The following is a 23,632-nucleotide window of genomic DNA, read 5'->3' as shown; positions in this document are numbered from 1 at the left end:
CAACGGTTAAAAACGCCCGTTTAAACGCCATGTCTGATCTGTACCGCTCTTTAGGCGGTGGCTGGAAATAAGCAATAACTCTATCATATATAAATTAAAGCGGCCTCATGTATTGAGGCCGCTTTTTTCTTTTACGGCAATTCTATTAACCTATTGATCCTCTGTTTTTACTTATTGCAAATTTGCTACATTTTTATTGCTAAAATTTATTATTATAGCATGCCCCTTTTTATTGAACTTGTGTATTAATGAAATTTAAACTATTAACAGCGTTTCTTTTGTTCTCTGGTTATATACAGGCACAAAACTTAAACATTATTCCGCAGCCTAAGTTAGCTGATAACAAGCTTGGGCAGTTTAACTTCAATAGCCACGCTACTATTGCTGTAGGCGATACTTCTCTTACATCACTTGCTACATATTTTCAAAAAGAGGTAATGAAAGCTAAAGGCTTTTCATTAGCCACAACTTATAACAACGCGGAGGCCTCTATTAACCTTGTACTAACCACTTCTACTCAGGCTACGGGCTCATATAATTTAACAATAACTCCCGGGCACATTAATATATCATCAGCTAACAAAGAGGGTGTTTTTTATGGGCTGATATCCCTGTTACAACTTATTAAACTTGATTCGACGGGTGATGCCGGTAACATTTATTTACAAGCTTGCGAGATATCCGATTCGCCACGATATCAGTGGCGGGGACTTATGCTCGATGAATCAAGGCACTTTTTTGGCAAGGATAAAGTAAAGCAGATCCTTGATTGGATGGCTTATTATAAACTCAATAAGTTTCATTGGCACTTAACAGATGTACAGGGATGGCGTATTGACATCAAGAAGTATCCCAAGTTAGCTACCGTAGGCGGTGTAGGTAACTATAGTGATACATCAGCCGAGGCGGAATACTACACTCAGCATGATATTAAGGAAATAGTAAATTATGCTGCTAATCGCTTTATTACAGTAATACCTGAAATTGATATGCCGGGCCATGCTACTGCAGCCAACAGAGCATATCCTGAATTTACAGGCGGAAGCGTAGCAAGGTATCCTAATTTTACCTTTAACCCGGCTAATGAAAAAACATACCAGTATTTGGCCGATATTATAAAGGAAACAAACGCGCTGTTTCCTGCTCATATGATACATTTAGGTGGGGATGAAGTGGCATTTGGTATTAAGGCATGGTCGCTTGATACTGCTATTGCCCATGTAATGCAGAAGAAGGAGTTTGAAGGTGTAAATGATTTGGAACGTTATTTCTTTAAACGGATGGCTGATACCGTAAGCAGCCTGGGAAGTAAAGTATTGGCCTGGGACGAGGCCACCGGTACCGACCTGCCTGCCGGCAAGACCATCATTTTTTGGTGGCGGCAAAATTTACCAGGCCAGTTACATCTGGCTTTACAGAAAAATTACCAGGTAGTATTATGTCCGCGTCTACCTTTATACTTTGACTTTGTTCAGGATACGGGACACGTATCAGGCCCTAAATGGAATGGGGTATTTAACGGAATAAGCAGTGTTTACAATTTCCCGGATACGCAAGCACCGCTTGAGGAATTGAACAATAAACTTATTATTGGTGTACAAGCTAACATCTGGACTGAATCAATAGAGTCTGAGAAGCGGCTTGATTTTATGCTTTTTCCGCGCATAGCAGGCTTAGCAGAAGCAGGATGGACGTCACCCGAACTGAAGAACGAACAAGCTTTTAATGAAAGATTAAAAGCTGAATTTAAGAACTACGACGACTCTGGTATTTATTACTATAATCCTTTCGATCCATCGTTTCATCCAGAGGTAGTTGATTTTGCACCACGAATCAAAATACCTAAAGTTCAGCGTTACGCTGGTAGCCGTATCTCCAAAAGATCACATATTAAGGGCAGAGGCAAAAATAAAAAACAACAAAAGGTTAGCTATGCTTCAGTAGAGAGAATACATAAAAGGAGGAAGTAATATTTTCAACATTGATTTCAGTGGGGATTATATAATATGGATAGATAAATTAGTAATTTGCAATAATAGTAATTAGTAATACTTGTTATTCAATCTGCTAACCCGATCTTATTCAGAACATGCCCTACATTTCCCGACTCAGCGTATTCCTTACTCATTTTTTTCTTTTGTTGACTATTGTGCTCAAAGCAGCTCCCATTATTTATGTTAACCAAGTTGCTTTTGACGCAAAAGGTGCAAAAATGGCAGTTGTTCGCAACGATGTAAAATTAACTCGTGAGACTGCTTTTACCTTAATTAACACTTCCGGAAAGGTTGAGTTTTCGGGCACACTTTCAAAAGCCGAACAAATAAATGAATGGGCAAAGGGAGTTTATTTTTATCAGGCTAATTTTTCTTCATTTATCAAATCAGGAAAATATAAAGTAAGCGTCAGGATAAATGGTAAGCAATACCTGTCGGCTGAATTTGAGGTGGGAGAGGATGCGCTGGCCAAAAGTACTATTCCATCTATTATTGGTTATTACAATAAGCAAAGGGCAAATACACCAACAGAATTAGAGGTTGATAAGGCAGTGATATTATATGGAAGTAATAAAACAGCCGATGTAAGAGGAGGCTGGTGCGATGCATCGGGCGATGTAAGTAAATACTTTTCGCATCTGGCATATGCTAATTATATGTCACCCCAACAAATACCGTTGGTTACCTGGTCAATGGTAAATGCGGTACAAACTATACCTGCGCTTCTAAACAAACTTGGCGCTTATAATAATATGGTTAATGAAGCGCTTTGGGGTGGGGATTATATTATGCGCTCTTTATCAAAGGAAGGATATTTTTACATGACGGTTTTTAGCTATTTCAGTAAAGATCCAAAAGCACGCAGAATTGTAGGTTTAAGGGCTAATAGCGTCACTACCGATGAATATCAATGCGCCTTTCGCGAAGGTGGAGGGATGGGAATAGCGGCCCTTGCACGTATATCACATTTGAAAAAAGATGGTGAATTTAAGTCGGCCGAGTACCTCACCGCAGCCAAACGTGCTTATGACCATTTGAAGGTTAACAATACAAAATATGATGATGACGGCAAGGAAAATATTATTGACGACTATTGCGCGTTAATGGCCGCTACAGAACTATGGATAGCTACCGATAGTTCATTTTATCATGAAGAGGCCAGTAAACGTGCTCAAAACATAGAGAAACGCATGAGCTCTGCCGGTTACTTTATAACTAATGATACAGGCCGACCATTTTGGCATGCCTCTGATGCTGGCTTACCAATAATTGCTTTATGTAGATATTTGAATAAAGAAAATAACCCTGACGACAGAAGTGCTGCCTTATCAGTTATTAAAAAAGCTCTTGACTATAATCTGCGTGTAACCAGCGAAGTAAATAATCCGTTTGGTTATGCAAGGCAAACCTTTAAACTAAGCGATAAAATTCAGAATGGTTTTTTTATACCACATGAAAATGAAACCGGCTGGTGGTGGCAGGGTGAAAACGCCCGGCTGGGCTCGTTATCCACCGCTGCCTTGATTGGGGGGCGTTTGGTTTATCCGGAAAAAGGAGGCTGGGGAGTGAAAAAAGAATTGGCGGTTTACGCATCAGACCAAATATCATGGATACTGGGCTGTAACCCCTATAATAAGTGTTTTATGTACCAGTTTGGTAAAAATAACGTGCCTTATATGAGTTCAAGTTTTGGGCATGGCTCAGGTAAAGGTGGTATATCAAATGGTATTACCGGCAAGGAGGGTAATGTAGATGGTAGCGGAATAGATTTTAAAACGGAAGATAAAGGTAACGAGTGGCGATGGACAGAGCAATGGCTGCCGCATGCTGCCTGGTTTTTACAAGCCATTACCGCTATGGCACAGCCCGAATAATTACCAGCTTTTTACTTTTAAAACATTTTATTATCTTGACCTTTATTAGCTCCGGACTAATCAACCGAAGCTACAATATTTACAAAGCTCAACCCAATCATGTGCTTTACAGTTCTGTAATACAGCTTACCTATGGCTGTTAAAAATATATACTATGCTGTTAGCTTTAATGAAAGTTTTTATATTCTTATGTATATTAATCGTACCATTACGTGGCCCTGTCAGGAGGAGAGAATCCGGAGGTTATCAATCGCAACCTACAAAAATCTTTTCAAACTACAGGGTAAACAGATATGGGCGCCTGGAGAAGATTGAAAAAAATGAAAGGAACTGATTACAAACTACTTTTTGGAGTGGGGGTATTTACTTATTCTTTTTAGTTTGAGCTAAGATCTCGTTTTGACTTACTCTTGCTAATATGATCTTTTGTATCAGATCAACAGGCAACGCTTCATTAGGCTTAAAATGAAGCGTTGATCCTGATACCTTAATGTCCTTTAATTCTTCTTTCATTGTTTTTACTAAGCCGGGGCTCATTACATAAAAACTGCAATACTTTTTGTTAACACCTATCCCAACCAACATATAAAGATATTTGTAACAGGGAATCTGGTAACTAATAGATTCGGTAACCTGCGGAACAGTGGTCAATATAATTGATCGTAATTCTTCCAGTGTTGCCCTAAATTCAACTGGCTGCTGAACGATGTACTCATCAGAGTTTTGTGGTGTTGGATAATCGGAATTCCTCATGATTTAAATATAATGAAACTGATTATCAGATTATTGATTATAAGCTTCTTCTAATTTTTTAATATCCAATTTACTCATCTGCATTAAGGCCATCATAACGTTTCCTGCTTTCTTTTTGTCCTGATCCCGCAAGAATTTACCCAATACAGTGGGTACAATTTGCCATGAAAGGCCATATTTATCTTTAAGCCAGCCGCACTGGCTTTCTTGACCTCCATCGGCAGATAGCTTTTCCCAGTAAAAATCAACTTCTTCCTGTGTTTCGCAGTTTACAGATAATGATATGGCCTCAGTAAACTTAAATGCAGGGCCGCCATTTAATATCATAAACTCCTGACCTTCGAGTTCAAATGTAGCTACCAGTATTGTTCCGGCAGGTTGAGGTGCCCCTTCGCCATAATGACTAATATCTTTAACTTTTGAATTCTTAAATAAGGAAGTGTAAAATTTAATAGCCTCTTCAACTTTACCGTCGAACCAAAGGCATGGGATGATCTTTTGCATGGTTACTTCTCCTTTTGAATTGTTTACTTGGTTTTTGATTGTTTGATTTCGATATATCAAAGATATCTGAAGTTGTTTTATTCAAACGGGTGTGAATGTGACAATATACAAGGGGAATTGCGCAAACTGTGTGAGTACAGAAGAAAGCATATAAACAACAAAACCCCAACCTGTTCAAGAGGTCGGGGTTTGTATCCTTTAACGTATTGATATTAAAATATCAGAAACGATTATTTCAGTTAAGCTTTTTTTGATCTTGCTCCGGCATATGGTAAAGTTGATATAAAGGTAACCATGCCAATACCAAAAGTGATGAATCCACCGTATACAATTCCTGCAGACGCATCAATACCGCTGATAGAATCTGCTGGATTGAACGCATGATTTGGCGTGAAAATGAAGTAACCGGCTATAATTAATATGCCTACTGCTGTGATCAAAAGCCCTAATGTTTTTTTCATGTTATTAATGTGTAGCTACAATACGGCAAATGTATAAACTTTAATGTAATCAACAAGCATCTATGTGTTTTAAATATATTAAAACATATAGATGCTGTGATATAATTTCCGTTTTCAAACGAGTCATAAAGTTATCTATCAAAATAGTTATTGCGGCAGATCTTTCATAAATTCCAAAATATCCTGCCCAATTTCCTGCGCGTGAGTTTCCAGTGCAAAATGACCGGTATCATAAAATTTAACTTTTGCATTTGGATTATCTCTCTTATATCCTTCGGCCCCGGCAGGCAAAAAGAAAGGATCTTTATTGCCCCAAACAGCTAATAGTTTAGGTTTCCTATCTCTGAAGTATGCTTGAAATTTTGGATACAGGGCAACGTTTGTTCTGTAATCAAGCATCAAATCAAGCTGAATATCCAGGTGACCGGGTTGGTCAAGGAAGTGTTGATCAAGTGTATACGTTTCGGGTTCGATCAGAGAGGTGTCAGATACACCGGTCAGGTATTGAAACTTGGTCATTTTGATGGTTACAAATTCTTTTAGTGAATTACGATTAGCTTCCGAAGGATCATTCCAGTATTTTTGTATATCACTCCAGGCCGTACTCAAACCTTCTTCATAGGCATTACCATTTTGCGATATAATTCCTGTTATTTTTTCAGGATTTGCCAAAGCTAAGCGCAAACCGGTAGGGGCACCGTAGTCAAAAACATATAATGCGAAACGTTTAAGTTTCAACGCGTCAATAAAGCCTTGCATAGAGTTGGCCAGATTATCAAAAGTGTAAGTAAACTTAGTATGATCCGGCGAATCTGAGTAACCGAAGCCATGCAGGTCAGGCGCAATCACATGATATTTAGCGGCAAGTACGGGAATCAGATTGCGGAACATAAACGAAGATGTTGGGTAACCATGAAGTAATAGGATAACAGGAACGTCTTTTGGACCTGCCTCACGATAAAAAATGTTTAAATCGTTTACGCTAATGTTGTTGTAATGAATAACTGTAGTTTTCATATGATTCTTATTGAGGTTATTTAATTGCTGACCACGTACAGATAAAATTCCTGTAAGTATAAGTAGCAGTGTTAAAGGATGTTTCATTTGTTTTGAATTATTTTACAAAGCAAACTTAATCTGTATATTTGATTGTTAAAAACGATTAATAATTATTTAAATAATCACAAAAAAAGATAAATGAATACTCATGATCTTAAAATATTTGAGGCTGTGGCTACTCACGGTAGCTTCACCAAAGCCGCTGAAGCTATGTTTACAGTGCAATCAAACGTAACCGCACGTATAAAAAATTTAGAAGAGGAGTTTAACGTTACCTTATTTAAAAGAACATCAAGGTTAGTTGAATTAACACAGGCTGGTGAAATATTCATTCAATACTGCAAAAAACACAATCATTTGACCGAAAGCCTGAAGCAGGATTTAACAAATACAGGCAAAATAACAGGCTCCCTCAAAATAGGCTGCATTGAAACAATGATGGCACTCAAGGTTCCGGGCGTAATCAACGAGTTTACAGATAAATATCCGGAGGTTGAATTAAGTTTTAAAGCCGATAATTCCGTCAATCTCCTTAATGATGTTATAAACTATAAGCTTGATGCTGCTTTTGTATCAGCGCCGGTTACCTCTCCTGAGTTAAACGCATACCTGGTAAAAGAAGAGCAACTGGTTATAGCTACAGCTGAAGGTCAGCCTGACTTAGCTGATTACTTATCAAAAGGCAAAGTAAAAATTGTTGTTTTTGATCTGGGTTGCAGCTATCGCCCAAAGCTTGAAGCGTGGCTTAATAAAAAAGGTATCTTCAATTATCAATGCACGGTACTTAATACTTTAGAAGGCATTATTAATTTTGTTGAAGCTGGTGTTGGGATAACCATTTTACCGGAGGATGTGGTTAGCCAGATATATTACAATCGGAAGTTAAAAACCCATATTGTTGACGGTGAACAGGGCACGTTAACAACTGTGATAGCTTATCGTAATGATATTCCGCAATCAAATGCTATGAAAGTTTTTATGGAGCTATTTTAATCCTAAAGCATGCTTATGTTTTTATAAATTTGAGCACCTTGTAAAGAGGATGAATATGAACTCATTGAAAAAAGTCTCTGTATTAAGTCTCACATTATTTTTATTAAGTACTACAACAAGCTTTGCCCAGAATGCAAAATTTTTAGTTGAACCAGGTGTATCATTGCAATTGGCCCGTTACCGGCATAGCGTGATCAGCAATCTGCAATACACGTTAAATTTTGACATACCTAAAGATAAAAGTGCAGACATAGAAGCAAAAGAATCAATAGATCTTGTTTTAAAAACTGTTAATTCTCCTTTACAGCTTGATTTTAAGCAAACACCGGATAAAGTTCATTCCATACAGGTAAACAGCAAAAAAGTACCTGTAAAATTAGTGCAGGAACATTTGTTGATTGAAGCCCAATATTTACATGCAGGTAAAAACACCATTTCACTTCAGTTTAGTACGGGCAATCAATCCCTTAACCGGAATGATGATTATTTATACGCTTTATTTGTACCTGACAGGGCCAGAACAGTTTTTGCCTGCTTTGACCAGCCCGACTTAAAGGCCAATTTTTTACTAACCCTAAATGTACCGCAGCAATGGAGAGTTCTTGCTAATGCGGCTATTGCAGATTCTGTTAATGAGGGACAAAAAACAACTTACAGATTTAGGAAATCGGATAAACTGAGTACGTATTTGTTTTCATTCGCCGCCGGTAAATTTACTTCCGTAAAACAATTGATCAATAACAGGCCGGCTGAGTTTTTATACCGGGAAACAGATACCACAAAAATTAAATTGAGTATTAACCCTGTATTTACCGCGCACCAGGATGCCATTAATTTTTTACAGCAATGGACAGGTATTCCATTCCCTTTTCAAAAAATAGGTTTTATAGCTATTCCAGATTTTCAGTTTGGCGGTATGGAGCACCCCGGTGAGGTTCAATACAAAGCTTCGGGTGTTTTTTTAGATGAAGGCGCAACCAAAGATATGATTATATCCCGTTCAAACCTACTCTCTCACGAAACGGCACATATGTGGTTTGGCGATCTGGTAACTATGGAGTGGTTTAATGATGTATGGATGAAAGAAGTATTTGCCAATTTTATGGCTGATAAGATCACTGAAAAACTAATGGGTAGTGAAACCTTCAACCTCAAATTCTTACAGGATCATTATCCCGCTGCTTACAGTACCGACCGAACACTGGGCGCCAACCCGATAAGGCAGCAGCTTGATAATTTAAAAGATGCTGGTTCACTATACGGTAATATCATATACCATAAAGCACCTATTATGATGCAGCAACTCGAATTGTTAATGGGTAAGGATAATTTCAGGCAAGGTATACAGGAGTATTTAAAAAAGTATGCTTACAACAATGCCACCTGGAATGATCTGATAGCTATTTTGAGCAAACATACATCAACCGATCTTTATACCTGGAATAAAGTATGGGTAAATCAACCCGGTAGACCAATATTTAACAGTGAAATCAGTTTTAATGGCAACAAAATAAGCCGTTTTGTAATAACGCAACATCCAGAATCTGGTACTAAGCGTGTGTGGCCGCAGGTTTTTAATTTAACATTTATTTATGGCGATCACAGCAAAAATATTACTGTGAACATGAAAGGAGCCAGCATTGAATTAAAAGATGCTATAGGTATTGAAAAACCATCATATATTATCTATAATTCAAATGGCATTGGCTATGGTTTGTTTCCTGTAGATGAAAATAGCTTGCAAGGTTTATCAAGTATAGAAAGTCCGCTGCAAAGGGCTTCATTATACATTTCGGCATATGAAAATATGCTGAATAGCAGGTATCTGAAACCAGCGGAGTTACTTAATATTTTTTCGGAAGTATTGGCTTCTGAGAAGGAAGAAACCAACCTTAAATTGCTAACTGGTTATATTGATAATATTTATTGGGAATTTATAACCCCTGGTATTAGAGAAGTGGTTACGCCTAAATTAGAAAGCGACTTATGGGCGGCCATGCAGCAACAGGAAAAGCCAAACAATAAAAAGATACTTTTTAAATCATATCAGGATGTTTATCTAAGCAAAGCGGCTGGCAACAATATTTATACTGTATGGAGCCGGCAACAGCCACCAGAAGGTGTTAAGCTTACAGAAGATGATTATACTTCGTTGGCACTCACTTTAGCTTTAAAAAGTGATACTATAACCCATATTTTAAAGCAGCAGCAAGAGCGGATAACCAATATTGACCGAAAAAAAAGATTAGATTTTTTGATGCCTGCTTTATCATTAAGCGAACAGGAAAGAGACCAGTTTTTTAATAGTTTACAAAGTGCTGAGGGCAGACAAAAAGAAGCCTGGGTAACTACAGCGTTATCATATTTACACCATCCGCTGAGACAAAAAACATCTGAAAAATACCTGACTAAAAGCCTTGAGATGGTTGAGGATATACAAAAAACAGGCGATATCTTTTTTCCGCAATCATGGTTATACTCGATTTTTAATTACTATCAGGATAAAAAGGCGAACCAAATGGTGATTGACTTTTTGGATAATCACAAAAATTACAACCCTAAATTAAAAGCTAAAATTTTGCAGGCTACAGACAACTTACTGCGAGCTCAAAAGTTACAATAAATCAGGTAGCATTACTTTTTTTTATGGTATAGTTATTTACAAATAAAAACGACATTAATGCGCCTAAAAAAGCAAGCGCTGCAGACAACCGCATTACTTTTGCATAAACGTCAATAAAACTTTGATGATACAGTTTTTTAATAGCTGCCTGAGTTGAGGAATCAAAGCTGGGAGGTATTTTAGCATCGCCAAGATTAACAGCTTGTGCCATTACCATTTGCTTTTGTTGGGTATTTAATGATACCTCTTTTATTTGATGTTGCAATGCCCCTGTAAAAAATAAAACTGCCAAAGCCCCTAATATCGCGTTGGCAAAAACATTAGCTATACGCGTAACAGCATTGTTAACACCTGATGCCGTGCCTGAAAGATGATCACTTACACAGCCCATAACCGAGGCTGTAAGTGGAGCAACGGTAAAAGACATGCCTGCACCAAAAACAATTATACCGGGAAAAAAGGTTATCCAATAATCGCCGGGGCCATTAGTCTGTTTTACAAAAGATAAGATGAGCAAACCCAAACCGGCCAGCACAGGTCCGCCAATTAGCAAAAATCTTGGGCCACACTTATCAGCAAGGCTGCCTGCAAACCGGGCCATCAAAATCATGAGGATGGTAAAGGGCAAAAAGGTTAACCCTGATTGCAGTTGTGTATACCCTTGCACCTGTACCATGTTCAGCGGTAAAAATAACATACCTGCGCCTAATCCTGCATATAAGAAAAACGTAAGCAGATTAACCCCGCTAAAAGTCATGTTAGTGAATAACTTTAGCGGCATCATCGGGTGTTGACTTTTACTTTCTATGTATATGAACGCAGCCAATAAAACTACTCCGGCAGTTAATGTAGTATATACCTGCCAGTTACTTAAACCGACCGCAGGTACGCGCAAAAAACCGAAAGTGAGTGAGGCCAGGCCAAGTGCTATTGTTGTAGCGCCAGGCAAATCAAGCCGATGTTCGCTTTCTTCGTCGCGGCTTTCTTTTACTTTTCGCCAAAGAATTAAAAGTGCTACTACACCAATCGGAACATTGATAAAAAAAATATAACGCCATAAGCCGGCATCACCAAAAGCGCCACCTAATACGGGGCCACCCAGGGTAACTACCGTGGTAAATGCCGACCAGGTACCAATTGCTTTACCTCGTTCATTTTCCTGAATAGAAGAGGAGATTAACGATAAGCTGCCTGGTATCATCAAAGCCCCACCAATACCCTGTATCATTCGGCAAATGATTAACAAAGTTACATTTGGAGCAAACCCACAAGCGGAAGACCCAACGATAAAAATAAAGATCCCGATCATGAATATTTTTTTGCGACCCAGCTTATCTCCCAGCGCCCCGCCAATCATGATCAAAGATGCCAACATCAGTAGGTAAGCATTCAGTATCCAGAAAAGATCAGTTCCGGAAGCGTTTAAGCTTTGTTGCAGTGACGGCAACACTACATTAAGTGCGGTACCATCAATAAAAGCCATAGCCGAAGCCGTGATAGATGATGCCAGGATCCACTTCCCGGCAGAACTATTAAGTGCAACTGTTGCCATAAAATATGGTTATATGTAAATATAACAAAGTGCAATAAGCTTTTTTGGGATATAGCTAAATTATTGAAACAGAAAGGAAAATATGCTCTAAGAGTGACGCATCAATACAGGATGTGAATAAAAAAGTCCGGAAGCCTGCGGGGCCCGGACTTACTAATATTTAAATAAACTATCGCCTAATTATTGCTGACGATGTTCAAAATTAATCATCCAAAGTACCCCGTATTTATCTTTAAAACTGCCAAAATAGGCTCCCCAAAACATATCTGCCATAGCCATTTCAACTACGCCGCCCGCAGATAAACCATTAAATAAATGGTCGGCTTCTTCGCGACTCTCCGGATGCAGAGAAACATAAACATTGTTACCCACATTTAATTTATGACCAGCTGAGGGCATTATATCAGAACCCATCAGGGTAGTATGCTCATTAACAGGTAAAGAAATATGCATGATCCTGTTTTTTTCATTTTCAGGAATTTGATCGCTTCCCGGCATATCCGCCATTTTATGAACAGCCAGAAATTCGCCTCCAAAAACTGATTTGTAAAAGTTAAATGCTTCTTCGGCTGTGCCGTCAAAGTTTAAATAAGGGTTCATTTTTGCCATGATATAATTGATTTTGGTAATGTAATTAAGTAGTTTAATATGAACTATTTGTTGCTTTTAGAATATGTTTAAATCAACATTTTTTTGGATTAAATATAATTTGGTCAAGTAACGCTGATTTTATTTCGGTTAAGTATAAATTAACACATTCATTTTAAAAATTCTCCGTTTTAAAAAGTTTTATTAGTGAAATGTAAAAAAAACTTAACTAATTTTAACTATTATTTAATAGCTTACTTTCTCGAAAAGCTTACAATAAAAAATAGCTTAGTAAATATTCGGATATTTATAACGGTTTAATAATACTTATATATTGAACTAAATGATTTAGATTTAGTTTGCATTAAAACATGGAAGACTTAAAAGATTTGAATGAAAAACGTGATCTGCGTAAACAGCATGACTTAGAGCTGGAGATAAAATGGCAGATGGCTGTTGCTCTGACAAATTTAGGTACATGGGATTATTATCCACAAACCGAAAAGCTAAAACTATCCGCAGAGTGCAAAGAAATATATGGTCTTAATTCAGATGAGCAGATAAACTTTGCTATGTTTTTGGATCATGTTTATCATGCCGACAGGGATTTAGTGACGCAAACTTTGAAAGAGACGTTTGATCAAACGGGTGATGATACATGTGATATCACATACCGCATTTTACGCTTTAACGATCTGAGTATTCGTTGGGTGAGAGCCCGGGGAAAAGTTTATTTTGATGAGCATCAAAAAGCCGAACGCTTGATAGGTACTGTAATTGATCTTACAGAAGCTAAACTGGCTGAAGAAAGAAGCGCAAAGCTTGCTGCCATAGTTGAGTCGTCTGACGATGCCATGATCAGTAAAACGCTTGATGGCAACATAACAAGCTGGAATTTCGCGGCCGAACAATTATTTGGATATACGGAAAGTGAAGTGGTTGGAAAACCAATAACCATACTGATACCTGAAGACCGGCTGGAAGAAGAACGTTTGATACTGGAAAGAATACGTCAAAATAAGAAAGTTGATCACTATGTTACTTTCCGATTAACCAAATCAGGTTTGGAAATACCCGTTTCTTTAACCATATCACCCATAAAAGATTATAGCGGCAAAGTTATCGGGGCATCTAAAATTGCCCGTAATAACGCACGGCAAAAGATGGCAGAAGCACAACTGCTGCGTTATGCCGAAAACTTAGAATTATTAAACGCCGTTGGTAAGGTTATTTCAGAAAGACTTGATGTTGAAGATATCTTACAAAAGGTAACAGATGCCACTACTCAGTTAACGGGTGCCGCATTTGGCGCGTTTTTCTATAATAAGTTAGACGATAAGGGCGAATCGTACATGTTATTTGCGCTTTCCGGCGCGCCACGCGAAGCTTTTGAAAAATTTGGCATGCCGCGTAATACAGATGTATTCCATCCAACATTTATGGGAGAAAGTATTGTACGCTCAGATGATATTACCCAGGATCCGAGATATGGCCATAATGATCCCCATTTTGGTATGCCTAAAGGCCACCTGCCAGTAGTAAGCTATCTGGCTGTGCCTGTTATCTCCAAATCCGGTAATGTCATAGGTGGCTTATTTTACGGGCACCCCGATGCTGGCAAATTTACCCGGGAGCATGAACAACTGGTATCCGGCGTAGCTACGCAGGCCACCGTAGCTCTTGATAATGCCAAACTATACGAAGAAATACAAAAACTAAACGATAAAAAAGATGAGTTTATAGGATTGGCCAGTCATGAACTCAAAACACCGGTAACCAGCTTAAGCGGGTATTTACAAATATTAAACAGAACACTGTCGGAAGCAGACCGTAATAAACCATTTGTTCAAAAGGCATTGAGGCAGGTTAATAAACTGTCAGAATTAATATCTGATTTGCTCGATGTTTCTAAAATTGAAACAGGGCATTTGCCTTTATCCTTTGTAAGGTTTGATTTAGTACAGTTGGTACTTGATGTAATTGAGCTAACTCAATACACTACTAAAACACATCGTATTGTGATGTGCCCAGAAGTAGAGACTATAATGGTTTCTGCTGATAAACAACGTATAGAGCAGGTAATTATTAACTTGCTTTCCAATGCTATTAAATATTCTCCAAACAAAGTGCTGGTTAATGTAATTGTGACTGTTAATCATGATAAGGCCCGTGTATCTGTACAGGATTTTGGGATGGGTATTAATAAAGACCAGCAGGAACGTATATTTTCCAGATTTTACAGGGTAGAAGAGTTAGCTGCCCATATATCTGGCCTGGGTATTGGACTTTATATCAGCAAAGAGATCATTAACCGGCATAATGGTACATTGTGGCTTGAAAGCGAGGTAGATATGGGCTCTGTTTTCTCGTTTGAAATACCATTCAAGCAAAAAGGACATTAAATTGTTGCTATTGTCGCTCTTTTCTTAAAATCAGTAGGGTTAAAGCCTTTATACTTTTTAAATATCCGGTTCAGATGACTTTTATCAGCAAATCCAAATTCATCGGCAATTTCAGTTACGCGCATATTGCTGTGTAATAAACGATTTTCAATAAGTTTAAGCTTGTAGTTTAAAATGTATTGCTGTAAAGTTTCATTAGCATGCTTTTTAAAATAACTCCCCAGATAGCTTTCTGCGATGCCAAAATGCTTACTTATCTGTTCTGATCTTAACCTTTCGGGATAATAAATATTGGTTTGTATGTAGTTTAAAATACTGATCGCTTTTTCTTCGCTTGCCTCATTAATTTTTTCAGGAAATATTTGGCTAATGTTCCTGGCAATTATCACGAGTACGGTATTAACTAATTGCTCAATTAATTCTTTATGATACAACGAGTGGTTTAAATGCTCATTGATGATCATTTCCATCAAATTAATTATTGATTTCCTGTCGTCGCTGGTTTTTAAAATGCAGCCTGGTTCGTGCCTGGCGTTTTGCAATATCATCTCCAGCCTATCGGTAAGTTCTTTTTCTTTTTTCGATGACTGAACAAATACATTATTGAACCGAATAAAGAAAAATTGAGTGGGGACAGCAATTTTGAAAATATGAGAATCATTCGGAGCTACCAAAAACAGGTTACCGGGTTTATAATCAAACTCAATTCCATTAATGCTTTGCCTGCCCGAACCGGTAACAATAAAAATAAGTTCAAAAAATGTATGGCTATGTAATCCTCGTGGACATACGCCCATCAATTCTTTCAAAACCAGTTCAAAGGGCTCACGTAAATGATCTTTAATCATATAATAAAAGTACACCTAAATCATGTAAAAATACAACTTAAATGGCTAACTTATTCCCAACTTTGATCATCAATAAAAAGAACTTTAAAAAATAAATAAAATGAAAGCACTTGTTTTAGAAAGCTTTAATACTCCATATCAATTAAAACAAATTGACAAACCTGTAGCCGGCAAGGGTCAGGTATTGGTCAAGATATTCGCCAGTAGTGTGAACCCGCTTGATCTTAAAATTAAATCCGGACATGCTGGGCATGCCAAAGCTGTGTTGCCTGCTATATTAGGTATAGATATGGCTGGTGTTGTTGAAGCTGTAGGTGAGGGGGTAACCGGTTTTATACCTGGTGATGAAGTATATGGTCTTACAGGCGGTATTGCCGGCGTACCCGGAACATTGGCAGAATATGCAGCTGTTGATGCCGATCTGCTTGCTATAAAACCCAAAAACCTGAGCATGCGCGAAGCTGCTGCCTTACCTCTGGTATTGATAACAGCCTGGGAAGGCTTGGTTGACCGGGCTAATGTAAATAAAGATAAAACAGTGCTGGTTCATGGTGGAGCAGGCGGTGTTGGTCATATAGCTGTTCAATTATCAAAAGCTTTGGGCGCGCAGGTTTTTTCAACCGTTGATGCTACCAAAAATGAAGTTATTACTGGTTATGGCGCCACTCCAATTGATTATAAAAACCTTACCGTTGATCAATATGTTCAGCAATGTACCAATGGCGAAGGCTTTGATGTTATTTTTGATACCATTGGCGGCGAAACACTTGATGCTTCCTTTAAAGCTGCTAAACAGTATGTTGGTCACGTATTAAGTATATTAGGCTGGGGGACACACAGCTTAGCGCCCCTGTCATTTCACGGTGCAACCTATTCCGGGGTATTTACATTATATCCTTTAATAACAGGCAAAGGCCGTAAGCATCATGGGGATATTTTAAGGGAAGCAACCCAATTAATAGAAAGCGGTAAACTAAAACCATTGGTTGATCCCGAAAATTATACCCTCGAAACAATTAGCAATGCTTACGAAGCTTTAGAGCAAGGTAAAGCAAAAGGCAAAGTTGTTATCAATATCAACAATTAATTTATAGATGTACTAATTCGGCCGGTAACTGTTTAACCGGCTGAATTTGTATATTTCTGAAATAAACTTCTGCACCTTCAGACTGTATCTGGATTTTTCCTTTCGTTAATGGAATTACCTTGCCATTATCCAATTGTCTGTTATTATACAAAACCATTACTACCTTTCCATTAACAACATGTACACTGGTGTCGCCGTGGGTATAAAGATCTAACGTATTCCACTGACCCGATTGGTTTTCGCCATCACCTAACTTAATACAATGCCTGCCCTGTTTGCTTTGCTGGCTAAATTCGGTAAGCGTTCCTGTTGGGCTGTAAACATAAGCCGTATCTGATTTTTTAATCGCTGGAATATCGGCCATGCCACCCGCACATCCCCAATAATCTCCACAATTACCTTCCTCAATCTGAAACTCCTGCCCCCTCATCCAGGCACCATAATCAGCTCCAAATTTACCTACAGAATTATATAAAAGGCCACTATCCTTATGTTTGCCTTTTTTTTGCCCCCATGAAAGCGCACCCCATTTAAACTGTAACTGAAGGTGGTAATTTTGATACTCGCTTTTAGTAATGATGGCTCCCCAGTTTTCACCCGAAATACGAATCACTTTTTCTTCGCCATCTTTCACCACCGTAAAAACATGTCTGGGGTCGTTATTCAATCCTATTGGTTTATCGGCAATTGGTTTGCCATTATTATCCAGATCGGGGCCTATATAGGTATCCCATCCTGTTAAATCTTTTCCGTTAAACAAGTGTTTCCACTCATCTTTCTTATTACCTGTAGTAAAGCCAAAAAATACCGCGCAAAACAGCAATGCTAAAATAAATTTAACTGATTTCATGTAAATAAAAGGTTAGTTAACGGTGGTTAAAAACAGCTATAATTTAAATAATTTATTTATCCGTTAAAAGATATTTTTCACTATCAAATTATATAACTCTAACCAAGATAGATAATTATATTGATTATGTTTAAATATTATCTGTGGATTAATATTCTGAAAATAACAAATAACATGCCCCGACCGGTTATTACTGCGCGAATGTTCTTGAGGCGGGATCAAAAATCAACTAAATAGTTTTACCTGTTTGTTTATTGCAAGGCTTAATTATCTTTGATTTTATACCTAAACGGTAAACTCATACATCTATGAAAAAGCTTTGTGTTTCCTTGGCTGCGCTTGTTTCGGCTTCGTTATTCATATTTTTTAAAAATCCGGCAAATTCATCTTTGAAAGATAACAGGCCCAATATTGTGCTGATCATGGCTGATGATCTTGGCTTTTCAGATGTAGGGTGTTACGGTTCTGAGATACATACGCCAAATATTGACTGGTTGGCGGCTCATGGTATAAAATATACCCGCTTTTACAATACTTCCCGTTGTTGTCCAACCCGGGCTTCGCTTTTAACCGGCTTATATAACCAGCGGGCTGGCATAGGTAACATGACCGATAGGGAAGATGAACCAGGTTATTTAGGACATTTATCAGAAAATTCCGTTACCATTGCCGAGGTTTTGAAAAACGCGGGTTACCATACCGCCATGTCTGGTAAATGGCATGTTTCCAATACCATTGGTCAAAAGGATGCTCAAGAGCAGTTAAAATGGCTGAATCATCAAAGTGAGCATCCTGAATTTTCGCCTTTGGCCCAATATCCCACTAACAGGGGATTTGAGAAATTTTTCGGTACCATTTGGGGAGTGATTGATTATTTTGATCCCTTTAGTCTGGTGAGCGGCACAACACCCATTAAAAATGTGCCTAAAAACTATTATCATACCGATGCGATTAATGATACCGCGGCGGCTTATATCAAACAGTTTAGTAAAGATGATAAACCTTTCTTTTTATACGTTGCCGAAAACGCGCCTCACTGGCCATTAATGGCCTTGCCTGAAGATATTGCCAAATACAAAAACATATATAAAGTAGGATGGGACAGTATCCGCGCTGGACGATACAGGCGCTTGATTAAAGCAGGCATTATTGATCCGGCAAAGGCTCCGCTTTCTACTCGTTTTCAGAATAACCTGAAGTGGGAAAATAATCCGGATAAAGAATGGGACGCTGCAGCTATGGCCGTGCACGCTGCCATGATTGACAGGATGGATCAGGGTATCGGCCGTATTATTAAAGCTTTAAAGGAAACAGGAAGGTTGGATAACACTCTGATCGTGTTTTTGAGCGATAATGGCGCCAGCAATGAAAACTGCACCGCTTATGGCCCCGGATTTGACCGGCCCAATCAAACCCGCTCTGGTGTAAAAATTGCTTATGATCTGAAAAAACAGATCATCCCCGGTGCCGAAACCTCTTACGCGTCTATAGGACAAAGATGGGCCAATGTGGCCAATACACCATATCGCTACTGGAAAGCCGAATCATATGAAGGTGGGGTTCATACCCCCATGATTGCTTATTGGCCAAAAGGTATAACCGCCAAATCAGGAAGTGTATCGGCACAGTTAGGTCATGTTAAAGATTTTATGGCCACATTTATAGAAATTGCGAAAACAAAATATCCTGATCGCTATAAAAATAAATCTATAATGCCTTCGCAAAGTGTAAGCTTCGCAAGCTCATTTAAAGGAAATGTAACAGCCGATGAACCGCTGTTTAATGAACATTATGGAGCACGCTATGTACGCTATCAGGGCTGGAAAATGGTTTCGCTTGCTAAAGATACTACCTGGAATCTTTATCATATCCAAAGCGACGAAACTGAGATCAATGATGTATCAACAGCAAATCCGGATAAGGTAAAGGAGCTGGCATCTATGTGGCATGAGTGGGCGACTCAAAATAAAGTATATCCTAAGCCACATCATTAATGATATATATTATAGGTAAATTAATTAATATTCTAATATTTTAAATTATTGAGAAATTTAGAGGCCTTTTAGTTAAATATATTCTTTAATATGGTTCTAATTTTTAATATTGCTGCTTATTAAATTTTAATGAACCAGACCTTTGCAAATGAAAGCTATATATACCGGAGTTATTGCCAGGAAAATCCTCCTGGTTTTTTTATTGTTTACTCTATTACTTTCCATAGCTGCTTTCTTTGTACGAAACAATATCACTCATAAATTAGAAAGCATTTCGGGTTTGGCTAGCGATGCCGGAGCTGATCAATCAAAACCCGGTGAGGTATTATTGTTACTACGCCAGGCTGAAGATGATTTTCAGGAAGCTTTGTTGAGTAATAACAGTAATAAAAGCAACGATTATAAAGAAGAACTGTCACTTGCGTTTTCAAAGATTGATTCATTACTGAAAGCTAAAGATAATACCACCGCTTTAACATCTGATCAGCGCCAAAATATAAAGAAGTGGTATAGCAGCAAATTAAAATTATCAAACAGGCTATATCCGCTTAAACATGATTTTGATTCGTTGCTTAATGCTTATGCCGATTTTAATAACGAAGCTATCAAGAATTTACCTAAGGTAAAAGCAGACTTGCATGTTGTAAGCAAAAGCATTAAAATCACTTCAGACACAATACGCAAGAATCCAGTAATAAAAAAGAAAGGCTTTTTCGGTCGAATTAAAGATGCCATAGCTAATAAAAGCGGCAAGAATGCTCCGAAAGAAATTATTGAAATAAGGCATAACAATGATTCGCGAATTATAGATTCAACCTTACAAAGAGCTGCCGCCCAAAATAAGCTTACTTATACAAACAGAATCAGGCAATTACAGCAGCGGAATACTAAACTTCTTCAGATGCAGAGGGAGTTGATCTCACTAAATAATCATATTAATAATGAATTGGAGCTTATTGTTAATGAAGTAAAAGAGATCAATTACAATATTGCTAATGAATTTAAGTCGATATCCTTTAAAAACTACCAGGATACTACGGCATTGTTGAATAAGCTTTACTTAACCGCTTTATTTTTGCTGTTCATATTTGCAATATTGCTGATCATATTTATTCTTCAGCTAAATCAGTCAGAACTCTTTTTGCGTGCAGAAAATGACAGGTCGGTAATGATCGCTCAGCAAAAAATGGATCTGTTGCTGCATATGAGCCATGAAGTGCGTAATCCGTTAACTTCTATTAACGGTTTGCTTTACATTTTTGGTAAATCTAATCTGTCTCAAAAGCAGGTTGATATGCTTGCTTCTATAAAACTATCATCCGAAATGTTGCTGCGTACCCTGAATGCTACACTGGATGCGGCTAAAATGGAAAACAGTGATTTTAAAATTAACAGCGAGCCTTTTAACCCTGACGCAACACTCAGATCGGTTATGGAGAGTATGGAGTTTAGCGCCGTTAAAAAAGGCTTGACAATGAAATATGATTTTAAAGGCGATAATGAGATTGTTTTGCTGGGCGATGGTTTTAGGCTTGAGCAAATCATGGTTAACCTTTTAAGTAATGCTATAAAATTTACCGAAAGTGGTGAGGTCTCTGTAAAAGCCGAGCTCCTGGCCCCGGAAAATAAATTGATCATAGATGTTACCGATTCAGGAGCAGGTATAACTGCAGAGCAGCAATCGAAGCTTTTTTCTAAATACTATCAAACTAACTCATCTAATGGAAAAGTTGGTACCGGACTGGGGCTATACATTTGCAAACAGTTGATTGACAGGCAGGGTGGTAGCATTAAGGTAAAAAGCGATCCCGGACACGGAACTACATTTAGCTTTTTTATTACTTATAAAGCTGCAAAAAGTAAGTCGGCTCTTCAACAAACAACAGACGGGACATTGCCGTTATTTAATGGTTTAAGTGTTTTAGCTGTTGATGATAATGAAGTTAATTTGTTGTTTTTAAAAAGGATGACTCAAAAATGGGGAATGAATTTCTTTCAGGCTGAAAATGGAAAGGAAGCTTTAGATATTATAAGCCGAAATGATATAAAAGTTGTTTTAACTGACCTTGCCATGCCTGAAATGGACGGCCATGAATTGCTGGTGTTGATAAAAAAGCTTAATAGTCCATTAAATCAAATTCCGGTGATTGTGATTAGTGGGAATGCTGAGTTAATGAATGGTGAAAAGTTCTTAAAAAATGGTTTTGCTGGTATTATATATAAGCCTTTTACAGAAATAGAAGTGATTAAGCAGTTGAATGAGGTTCTGCAATAAAGGATGAGATAAGGTAAGTCAATATTTTCATCTGCAGTATATTAAATAATGCCGCAGGTTGGGTTAAAATTCTGAGCGTCCGATTTTTTTAAACTTAACCATTTCTTTACTTTGATAACGTATTTTTGACCATGTTCTCAAGTAAAGTATCTGTTACAAATGAAGACCTGGTAGTACTGCTTAAACAAGGTAAACCACACGCCTATGACAGATTATACCAGTTGTATTGGAAAGAACTTTATTTAACAGCATATAATCGGATTGGTGAGGAAGAGATAGCCAAAGACTTGGTGCAAAATCTGCTTATTGATGTTTGGAAAAGGCGCGACACCCTGAATATAAAAGAAGATTTAGAGCGTTTTTTATTCGGAGCTCTCAAACTCCAGGTATTGAATTATTACCGGTCTGAAAGTATAAAACAGAAGGTTTTGGATAAGGCGCTGGATCGTATGCGCGATTTGTTTAGCTCGATGGATGAATTATCTTCTTACCATGACATGGAGAAGGTTATAGCGAATGAAGTTTTGGAAATGCCGCATAACATGCAGCAATCTTTTTTACTCAGAAGTGATAATCACAGTGTAAAAGAAATTGCGGGCAACCTGAATCTTGCCGAACAAACCGTATCCAATAACATTACCGAAGCGCTTAAACGCCTGAGAAAAAGGTTGGTAACCGAATACCCAGACAGGCATATAGCATGTGTTATTTTACTTTGCTACCTGCTTAATAATTAATTCACAAAAGATTAACTTAAAATAGAAGTAGTATTACCCAGTTTGTGCAACATAGGGTTAAATAGCACAAACTGTGAAGCCTTCTGAATTCAAATATTTAATTAATCGATACCTTAACCAGGAAGCCAAGAATCATGAACGTGAATTAATTGATGTATGGTATAAATCATTTGATGAAGAAGGCGAAAAACTAAACTTATCCTATCAGCAAGAACAGAACTTAAAAAAAGAGATGTATGACCAGGTAAAACATACCTGGCATACACCTTCAAAAAATATAAAACTATTTCCGGTTTTAAAATACGTAGCAGCTGCGGCAACTATATGTTTTGTTACATTTATCTGTTTTCATAAATATGTTTCCCAACCGGCAGTATCTGTACATGAAAACTATGTTTATATAAATACCGAAACCCGTGAGGTAAAAAAGGTAGAACTTCCCGATGGGTCGGCTGTATGGCTAAATGCAAATAGCCGTCTTCGTATCAGCGATAATTTCCAAAAAAAGCAGCAACGATATGTTTATCTTGATGAGGGAGAGGCGTTCTTCAGCGTTAAGAAAAATCCTAAACGACCTTTTATCGTTTTTACTCAATCTGTTAGTACTCGTGTTTTAGGTACTTCATTCAATATCAACTCTTACAAAGCTTTACATAAAGCTACAGTAACGGTAGCAACCGGGCGAGTAAGGGTAAGTATACAAGCCAAAGTGCTGGGCATTTTAACACCCGACCTTCAAATTAATTATTCTACTCAAAGCGGTAATTATCAGGTATACAAGTGTGATGCCTCACAGGCTCATTCCTGGACAACAGGTCAAAGTATTCTGAACAATGCATCTTTTGAAGAAGTTGCATTGACCATCAAAAACGTTTACGGCGTTCTGCTTACAAGCCCCAATAAGGCCGCTATACATTACAAATACAACCTACATATTAATACTACCCATACCCTTGATGAAACCATGAAGATCATCTGTTCTGTTCATCAAAATACATTTAAAAGGAGGAACAACAATGAGATAATTATTTACTAAAA

Annotated in this window: 18 protein-coding genes; 10 read left to right on the top strand and 8 right to left on the bottom strand. The window is 37.8% G+C overall.

Annotated elements, in window-relative coordinates; translation table 11 throughout:
- Window positions 1-248: 248 nt before the first annotated feature.
- Both AAGC65_RS05555 and AAGC65_RS05550 read left to right on the top strand, forming a co-directional pair.
- Window positions 249-1,970 (top strand): beta-N-acetylhexosaminidase, encoded by a 1,722-nt coding sequence (locus tag AAGC65_RS05555; protein ID WP_343111426.1) that lies wholly within the window; start codon window positions 249-251, stop codon window positions 1,968-1,970.
- Window positions 1,971-2,089: 119 nt separating this feature from the next.
- Entirely contained in the window at window positions 2,090-3,868 is a 1,779-nt protein-coding gene (locus tag AAGC65_RS05550) for a glycoside hydrolase family 9 protein (RefSeq protein ID WP_343111425.1), read from the top strand.
- Between the two features lie 363 nt (window positions 3,869-4,231).
- Here AAGC65_RS05550 and AAGC65_RS05545 read toward each other — a convergent pair whose 3' ends face one another.
- The 4 genes from AAGC65_RS05545 to AAGC65_RS05530 all read right to left on the bottom strand — a co-directional run bounded on the left by AAGC65_RS05545 (window position 4,232) and on the right by AAGC65_RS05530 (window position 6,690).
- Window positions 4,232-4,621 (bottom strand): DUF1801 domain-containing protein, encoded by a 390-nt coding sequence (locus AAGC65_RS05545; protein ID WP_343111424.1) that lies wholly within the window; start codon window positions 4,619-4,621, stop codon window positions 4,232-4,234.
- A gap of 30 nt (window positions 4,622-4,651) precedes the next feature.
- On the bottom strand, window positions 4,652-5,125 hold the full coding sequence (locus tag AAGC65_RS05540; protein WP_343111423.1) for a VOC family protein: 474 nt from the start codon (window positions 5,123-5,125) through the stop codon (window positions 4,652-4,654).
- A gap of 239 nt (window positions 5,126-5,364) precedes the next feature.
- Complete coding sequence (locus AAGC65_RS05535) at window positions 5,365-5,586, bottom strand: hypothetical protein (RefSeq protein ID WP_343111422.1); 222 nt, start codon at window positions 5,584-5,586, stop codon at window positions 5,365-5,367.
- Between the two features lie 147 nt (window positions 5,587-5,733).
- Window positions 5,734-6,690 (bottom strand): alpha/beta hydrolase, encoded by a 957-nt coding sequence (locus AAGC65_RS05530; protein WP_343111421.1) that lies wholly within the window; start codon window positions 6,688-6,690, stop codon window positions 5,734-5,736.
- A 93-nt stretch (window positions 6,691-6,783) separates the two neighbouring features.
- Between AAGC65_RS05530 and AAGC65_RS05525 the strand changes: the two genes are divergently transcribed.
- Complete coding sequence (locus AAGC65_RS05525) at window positions 6,784-7,638, top strand: LysR family transcriptional regulator (RefSeq protein WP_343111420.1); 855 nt, start codon at window positions 6,784-6,786, stop codon at window positions 7,636-7,638.
- Window positions 7,639-7,693: 55 nt separating this feature from the next.
- A complete protein-coding gene (locus tag AAGC65_RS05520) occupies window positions 7,694-10,261 on the top strand; it encodes a M1 family aminopeptidase (protein WP_343111419.1) in 2,568 nt (855 codons plus the stop codon).
- Window position 10,262: 1 nt separating this feature from the next.
- Here AAGC65_RS05520 and AAGC65_RS05515 read toward each other — a convergent pair whose 3' ends face one another.
- Together AAGC65_RS05515 and AAGC65_RS05510 are read right to left on the bottom strand one after the other, a co-directional pair.
- Complete coding sequence (locus tag AAGC65_RS05515) at window positions 10,263-11,813, bottom strand: MFS transporter (RefSeq protein WP_343111418.1); 1,551 nt, start codon at window positions 11,811-11,813, stop codon at window positions 10,263-10,265.
- A gap of 180 nt (window positions 11,814-11,993) precedes the next feature.
- Entirely contained in the window at window positions 11,994-12,422 is a 429-nt protein-coding gene (locus AAGC65_RS05510; protein ID WP_343111417.1) for a VOC family protein, read from the bottom strand.
- 350 nt (window positions 12,423-12,772) lie between these two features.
- On the opposite strand from AAGC65_RS05510, the gene AAGC65_RS05505 reads away from it, so the two are divergent.
- Window positions 12,773-14,803: a PAS domain S-box protein gene (locus AAGC65_RS05505; RefSeq protein WP_343111416.1), complete on the top strand. Its 2,031-nt coding sequence runs from the start codon at window positions 12,773-12,775 to the stop codon at window positions 14,801-14,803.
- On the opposite strand, the gene AAGC65_RS05500 is transcribed toward AAGC65_RS05505, so the two are convergent.
- Window positions 14,800-15,651, bottom strand: a complete 852-nt coding sequence (locus AAGC65_RS05500; protein WP_343111415.1) for an AraC family transcriptional regulator — start codon at window positions 15,649-15,651, stop codon at window positions 14,800-14,802. The genes AAGC65_RS05505 and AAGC65_RS05500 overlap by 4 nt on opposite strands.
- 100 nt (window positions 15,652-15,751) lie before the next feature.
- On the opposite strand from AAGC65_RS05500, the gene AAGC65_RS05495 reads away from it, so the two are divergent.
- A complete protein-coding gene (locus tag AAGC65_RS05495; RefSeq protein WP_343111414.1) occupies window positions 15,752-16,738 on the top strand; it encodes a zinc-dependent alcohol dehydrogenase family protein in 987 nt (328 codons plus the stop codon).
- Between the two features lies 1 nt (window position 16,739).
- Here the strand turns inward: AAGC65_RS05495 and AAGC65_RS05490 are convergent, their stop codons facing one another.
- Window positions 16,740-17,588 carry a DUF1080 domain-containing protein gene (locus AAGC65_RS05490; RefSeq protein WP_343111413.1) on the bottom strand — a complete coding sequence of 283 codons (849 nt, stop codon included), beginning with the start codon at window positions 17,586-17,588 and terminating at the stop codon, window positions 16,740-16,742.
- Between the two features lie 308 nt (window positions 17,589-17,896).
- Between AAGC65_RS05490 and AAGC65_RS05485 the strand changes: the two genes are divergently transcribed.
- The 4 genes from AAGC65_RS05485 (at window position 17,897) to AAGC65_RS05470 (ending at window position 23,630) form a co-directional block, all read left to right on the top strand.
- The gene (locus AAGC65_RS05485; RefSeq protein WP_343111412.1) at window positions 17,897-19,582 is read left to right on the top strand and encodes an arylsulfatase; all 1,686 of its coding nucleotides are present in this window, start codon (window positions 17,897-17,899) and stop codon (window positions 19,580-19,582) included.
- A 148-nt stretch (window positions 19,583-19,730) separates the two neighbouring features.
- Window positions 19,731-21,857, top strand: a complete 2,127-nt coding sequence (locus AAGC65_RS05480) for an ATP-binding protein (protein ID WP_343111411.1) — start codon at window positions 19,731-19,733, stop codon at window positions 21,855-21,857.
- Window positions 21,858-21,988: 131 nt separating this feature from the next.
- Complete coding sequence (locus AAGC65_RS05475) at window positions 21,989-22,594, top strand: sigma-70 family RNA polymerase sigma factor (RefSeq protein WP_343111410.1); 606 nt, start codon at window positions 21,989-21,991, stop codon at window positions 22,592-22,594.
- A gap of 73 nt (window positions 22,595-22,667) precedes the next feature.
- Window positions 22,668-23,630, top strand: coding sequence for a FecR family protein (locus AAGC65_RS05470; protein WP_343111409.1), 963 nt, complete (start codon window positions 22,668-22,670; stop codon window positions 23,628-23,630).
- Window positions 23,631-23,632 lie beyond the last annotated feature (2 nt).

Origin of the sequence: Mucilaginibacter sp. (assembly GCF_039207105.1) — a bacterium.
In the GTDB taxonomy this organism is placed as follows: domain Bacteria; phylum Bacteroidota; class Bacteroidia; order Sphingobacteriales; family Sphingobacteriaceae; genus Mucilaginibacter.
Note: the sequence above shows the minus strand (reverse complement) of the source record. Positions and strands in the feature narration are given on the sequence as shown.

Bases quoted from the DNA above. Each gene is read 5' to 3' on its own strand.
- AAGC65_RS05505 (WP_343111416.1), top strand. From the start codon at position 12,773: ATGGAAGACTTAAAAGATTTGAATGAAAAACGTGATCTGCGTAAACAG.
- AAGC65_RS05500 (WP_343111415.1), bottom strand. From the start codon at position 15,651: ATGATTAAAGATCATTTACGTGAGCCCTTTGAACTGGTTTTGAAAGAA.
- AAGC65_RS05535 (WP_343111422.1), bottom strand. From the start codon at position 5,586: ATGAAAAAAACATTAGGGCTTTTGATCACAGCAGTAGGCATATTAATT.
- AAGC65_RS05550 (WP_343111425.1), top strand. From the start codon at position 2,090: ATGCCCTACATTTCCCGACTCAGCGTATTCCTTACTCATTTTTTTCTT.
- AAGC65_RS05495 (WP_343111414.1), top strand. From the start codon at position 15,752: ATGAAAGCACTTGTTTTAGAAAGCTTTAATACTCCATATCAATTAAAA.
- AAGC65_RS05485 (WP_343111412.1), top strand. From the start codon at position 17,897: ATGAAAAAGCTTTGTGTTTCCTTGGCTGCGCTTGTTTCGGCTTCGTTA.
- AAGC65_RS05510 (WP_343111417.1), bottom strand. From the start codon at position 12,422: ATGGCAAAAATGAACCCTTATTTAAACTTTGACGGCACAGCCGAAGAA.
- AAGC65_RS05545 (WP_343111424.1), bottom strand. From the start codon at position 4,621: ATGAGGAATTCCGATTATCCAACACCACAAAACTCTGATGAGTACATC.
- AAGC65_RS05555 (WP_343111426.1), top strand. From the start codon at position 249: ATGAAATTTAAACTATTAACAGCGTTTCTTTTGTTCTCTGGTTATATA.
- AAGC65_RS05525 (WP_343111420.1), top strand. From the start codon at position 6,784: ATGAATACTCATGATCTTAAAATATTTGAGGCTGTGGCTACTCACGGT.
- AAGC65_RS05540 (WP_343111423.1), bottom strand. From the start codon at position 5,125: ATGCAAAAGATCATCCCATGCCTTTGGTTCGACGGTAAAGTTGAAGAG.
- AAGC65_RS05520 (WP_343111419.1), top strand. From the start codon at position 7,694: ATGAACTCATTGAAAAAAGTCTCTGTATTAAGTCTCACATTATTTTTA.
- AAGC65_RS05515 (WP_343111418.1), bottom strand. From the start codon at position 11,813: ATGGCAACAGTTGCACTTAATAGTTCTGCCGGGAAGTGGATCCTGGCA.
- AAGC65_RS05480 (WP_343111411.1), top strand. From the start codon at position 19,731: ATGAAAGCTATATATACCGGAGTTATTGCCAGGAAAATCCTCCTGGTT.
- AAGC65_RS05475 (WP_343111410.1), top strand. From the start codon at position 21,989: ATGTTCTCAAGTAAAGTATCTGTTACAAATGAAGACCTGGTAGTACTG.
- AAGC65_RS05490 (WP_343111413.1), bottom strand. From the start codon at position 17,588: ATGAAATCAGTTAAATTTATTTTAGCATTGCTGTTTTGCGCGGTATTT.
- AAGC65_RS05530 (WP_343111421.1), bottom strand. From the start codon at position 6,690: ATGAAACATCCTTTAACACTGCTACTTATACTTACAGGAATTTTATCT.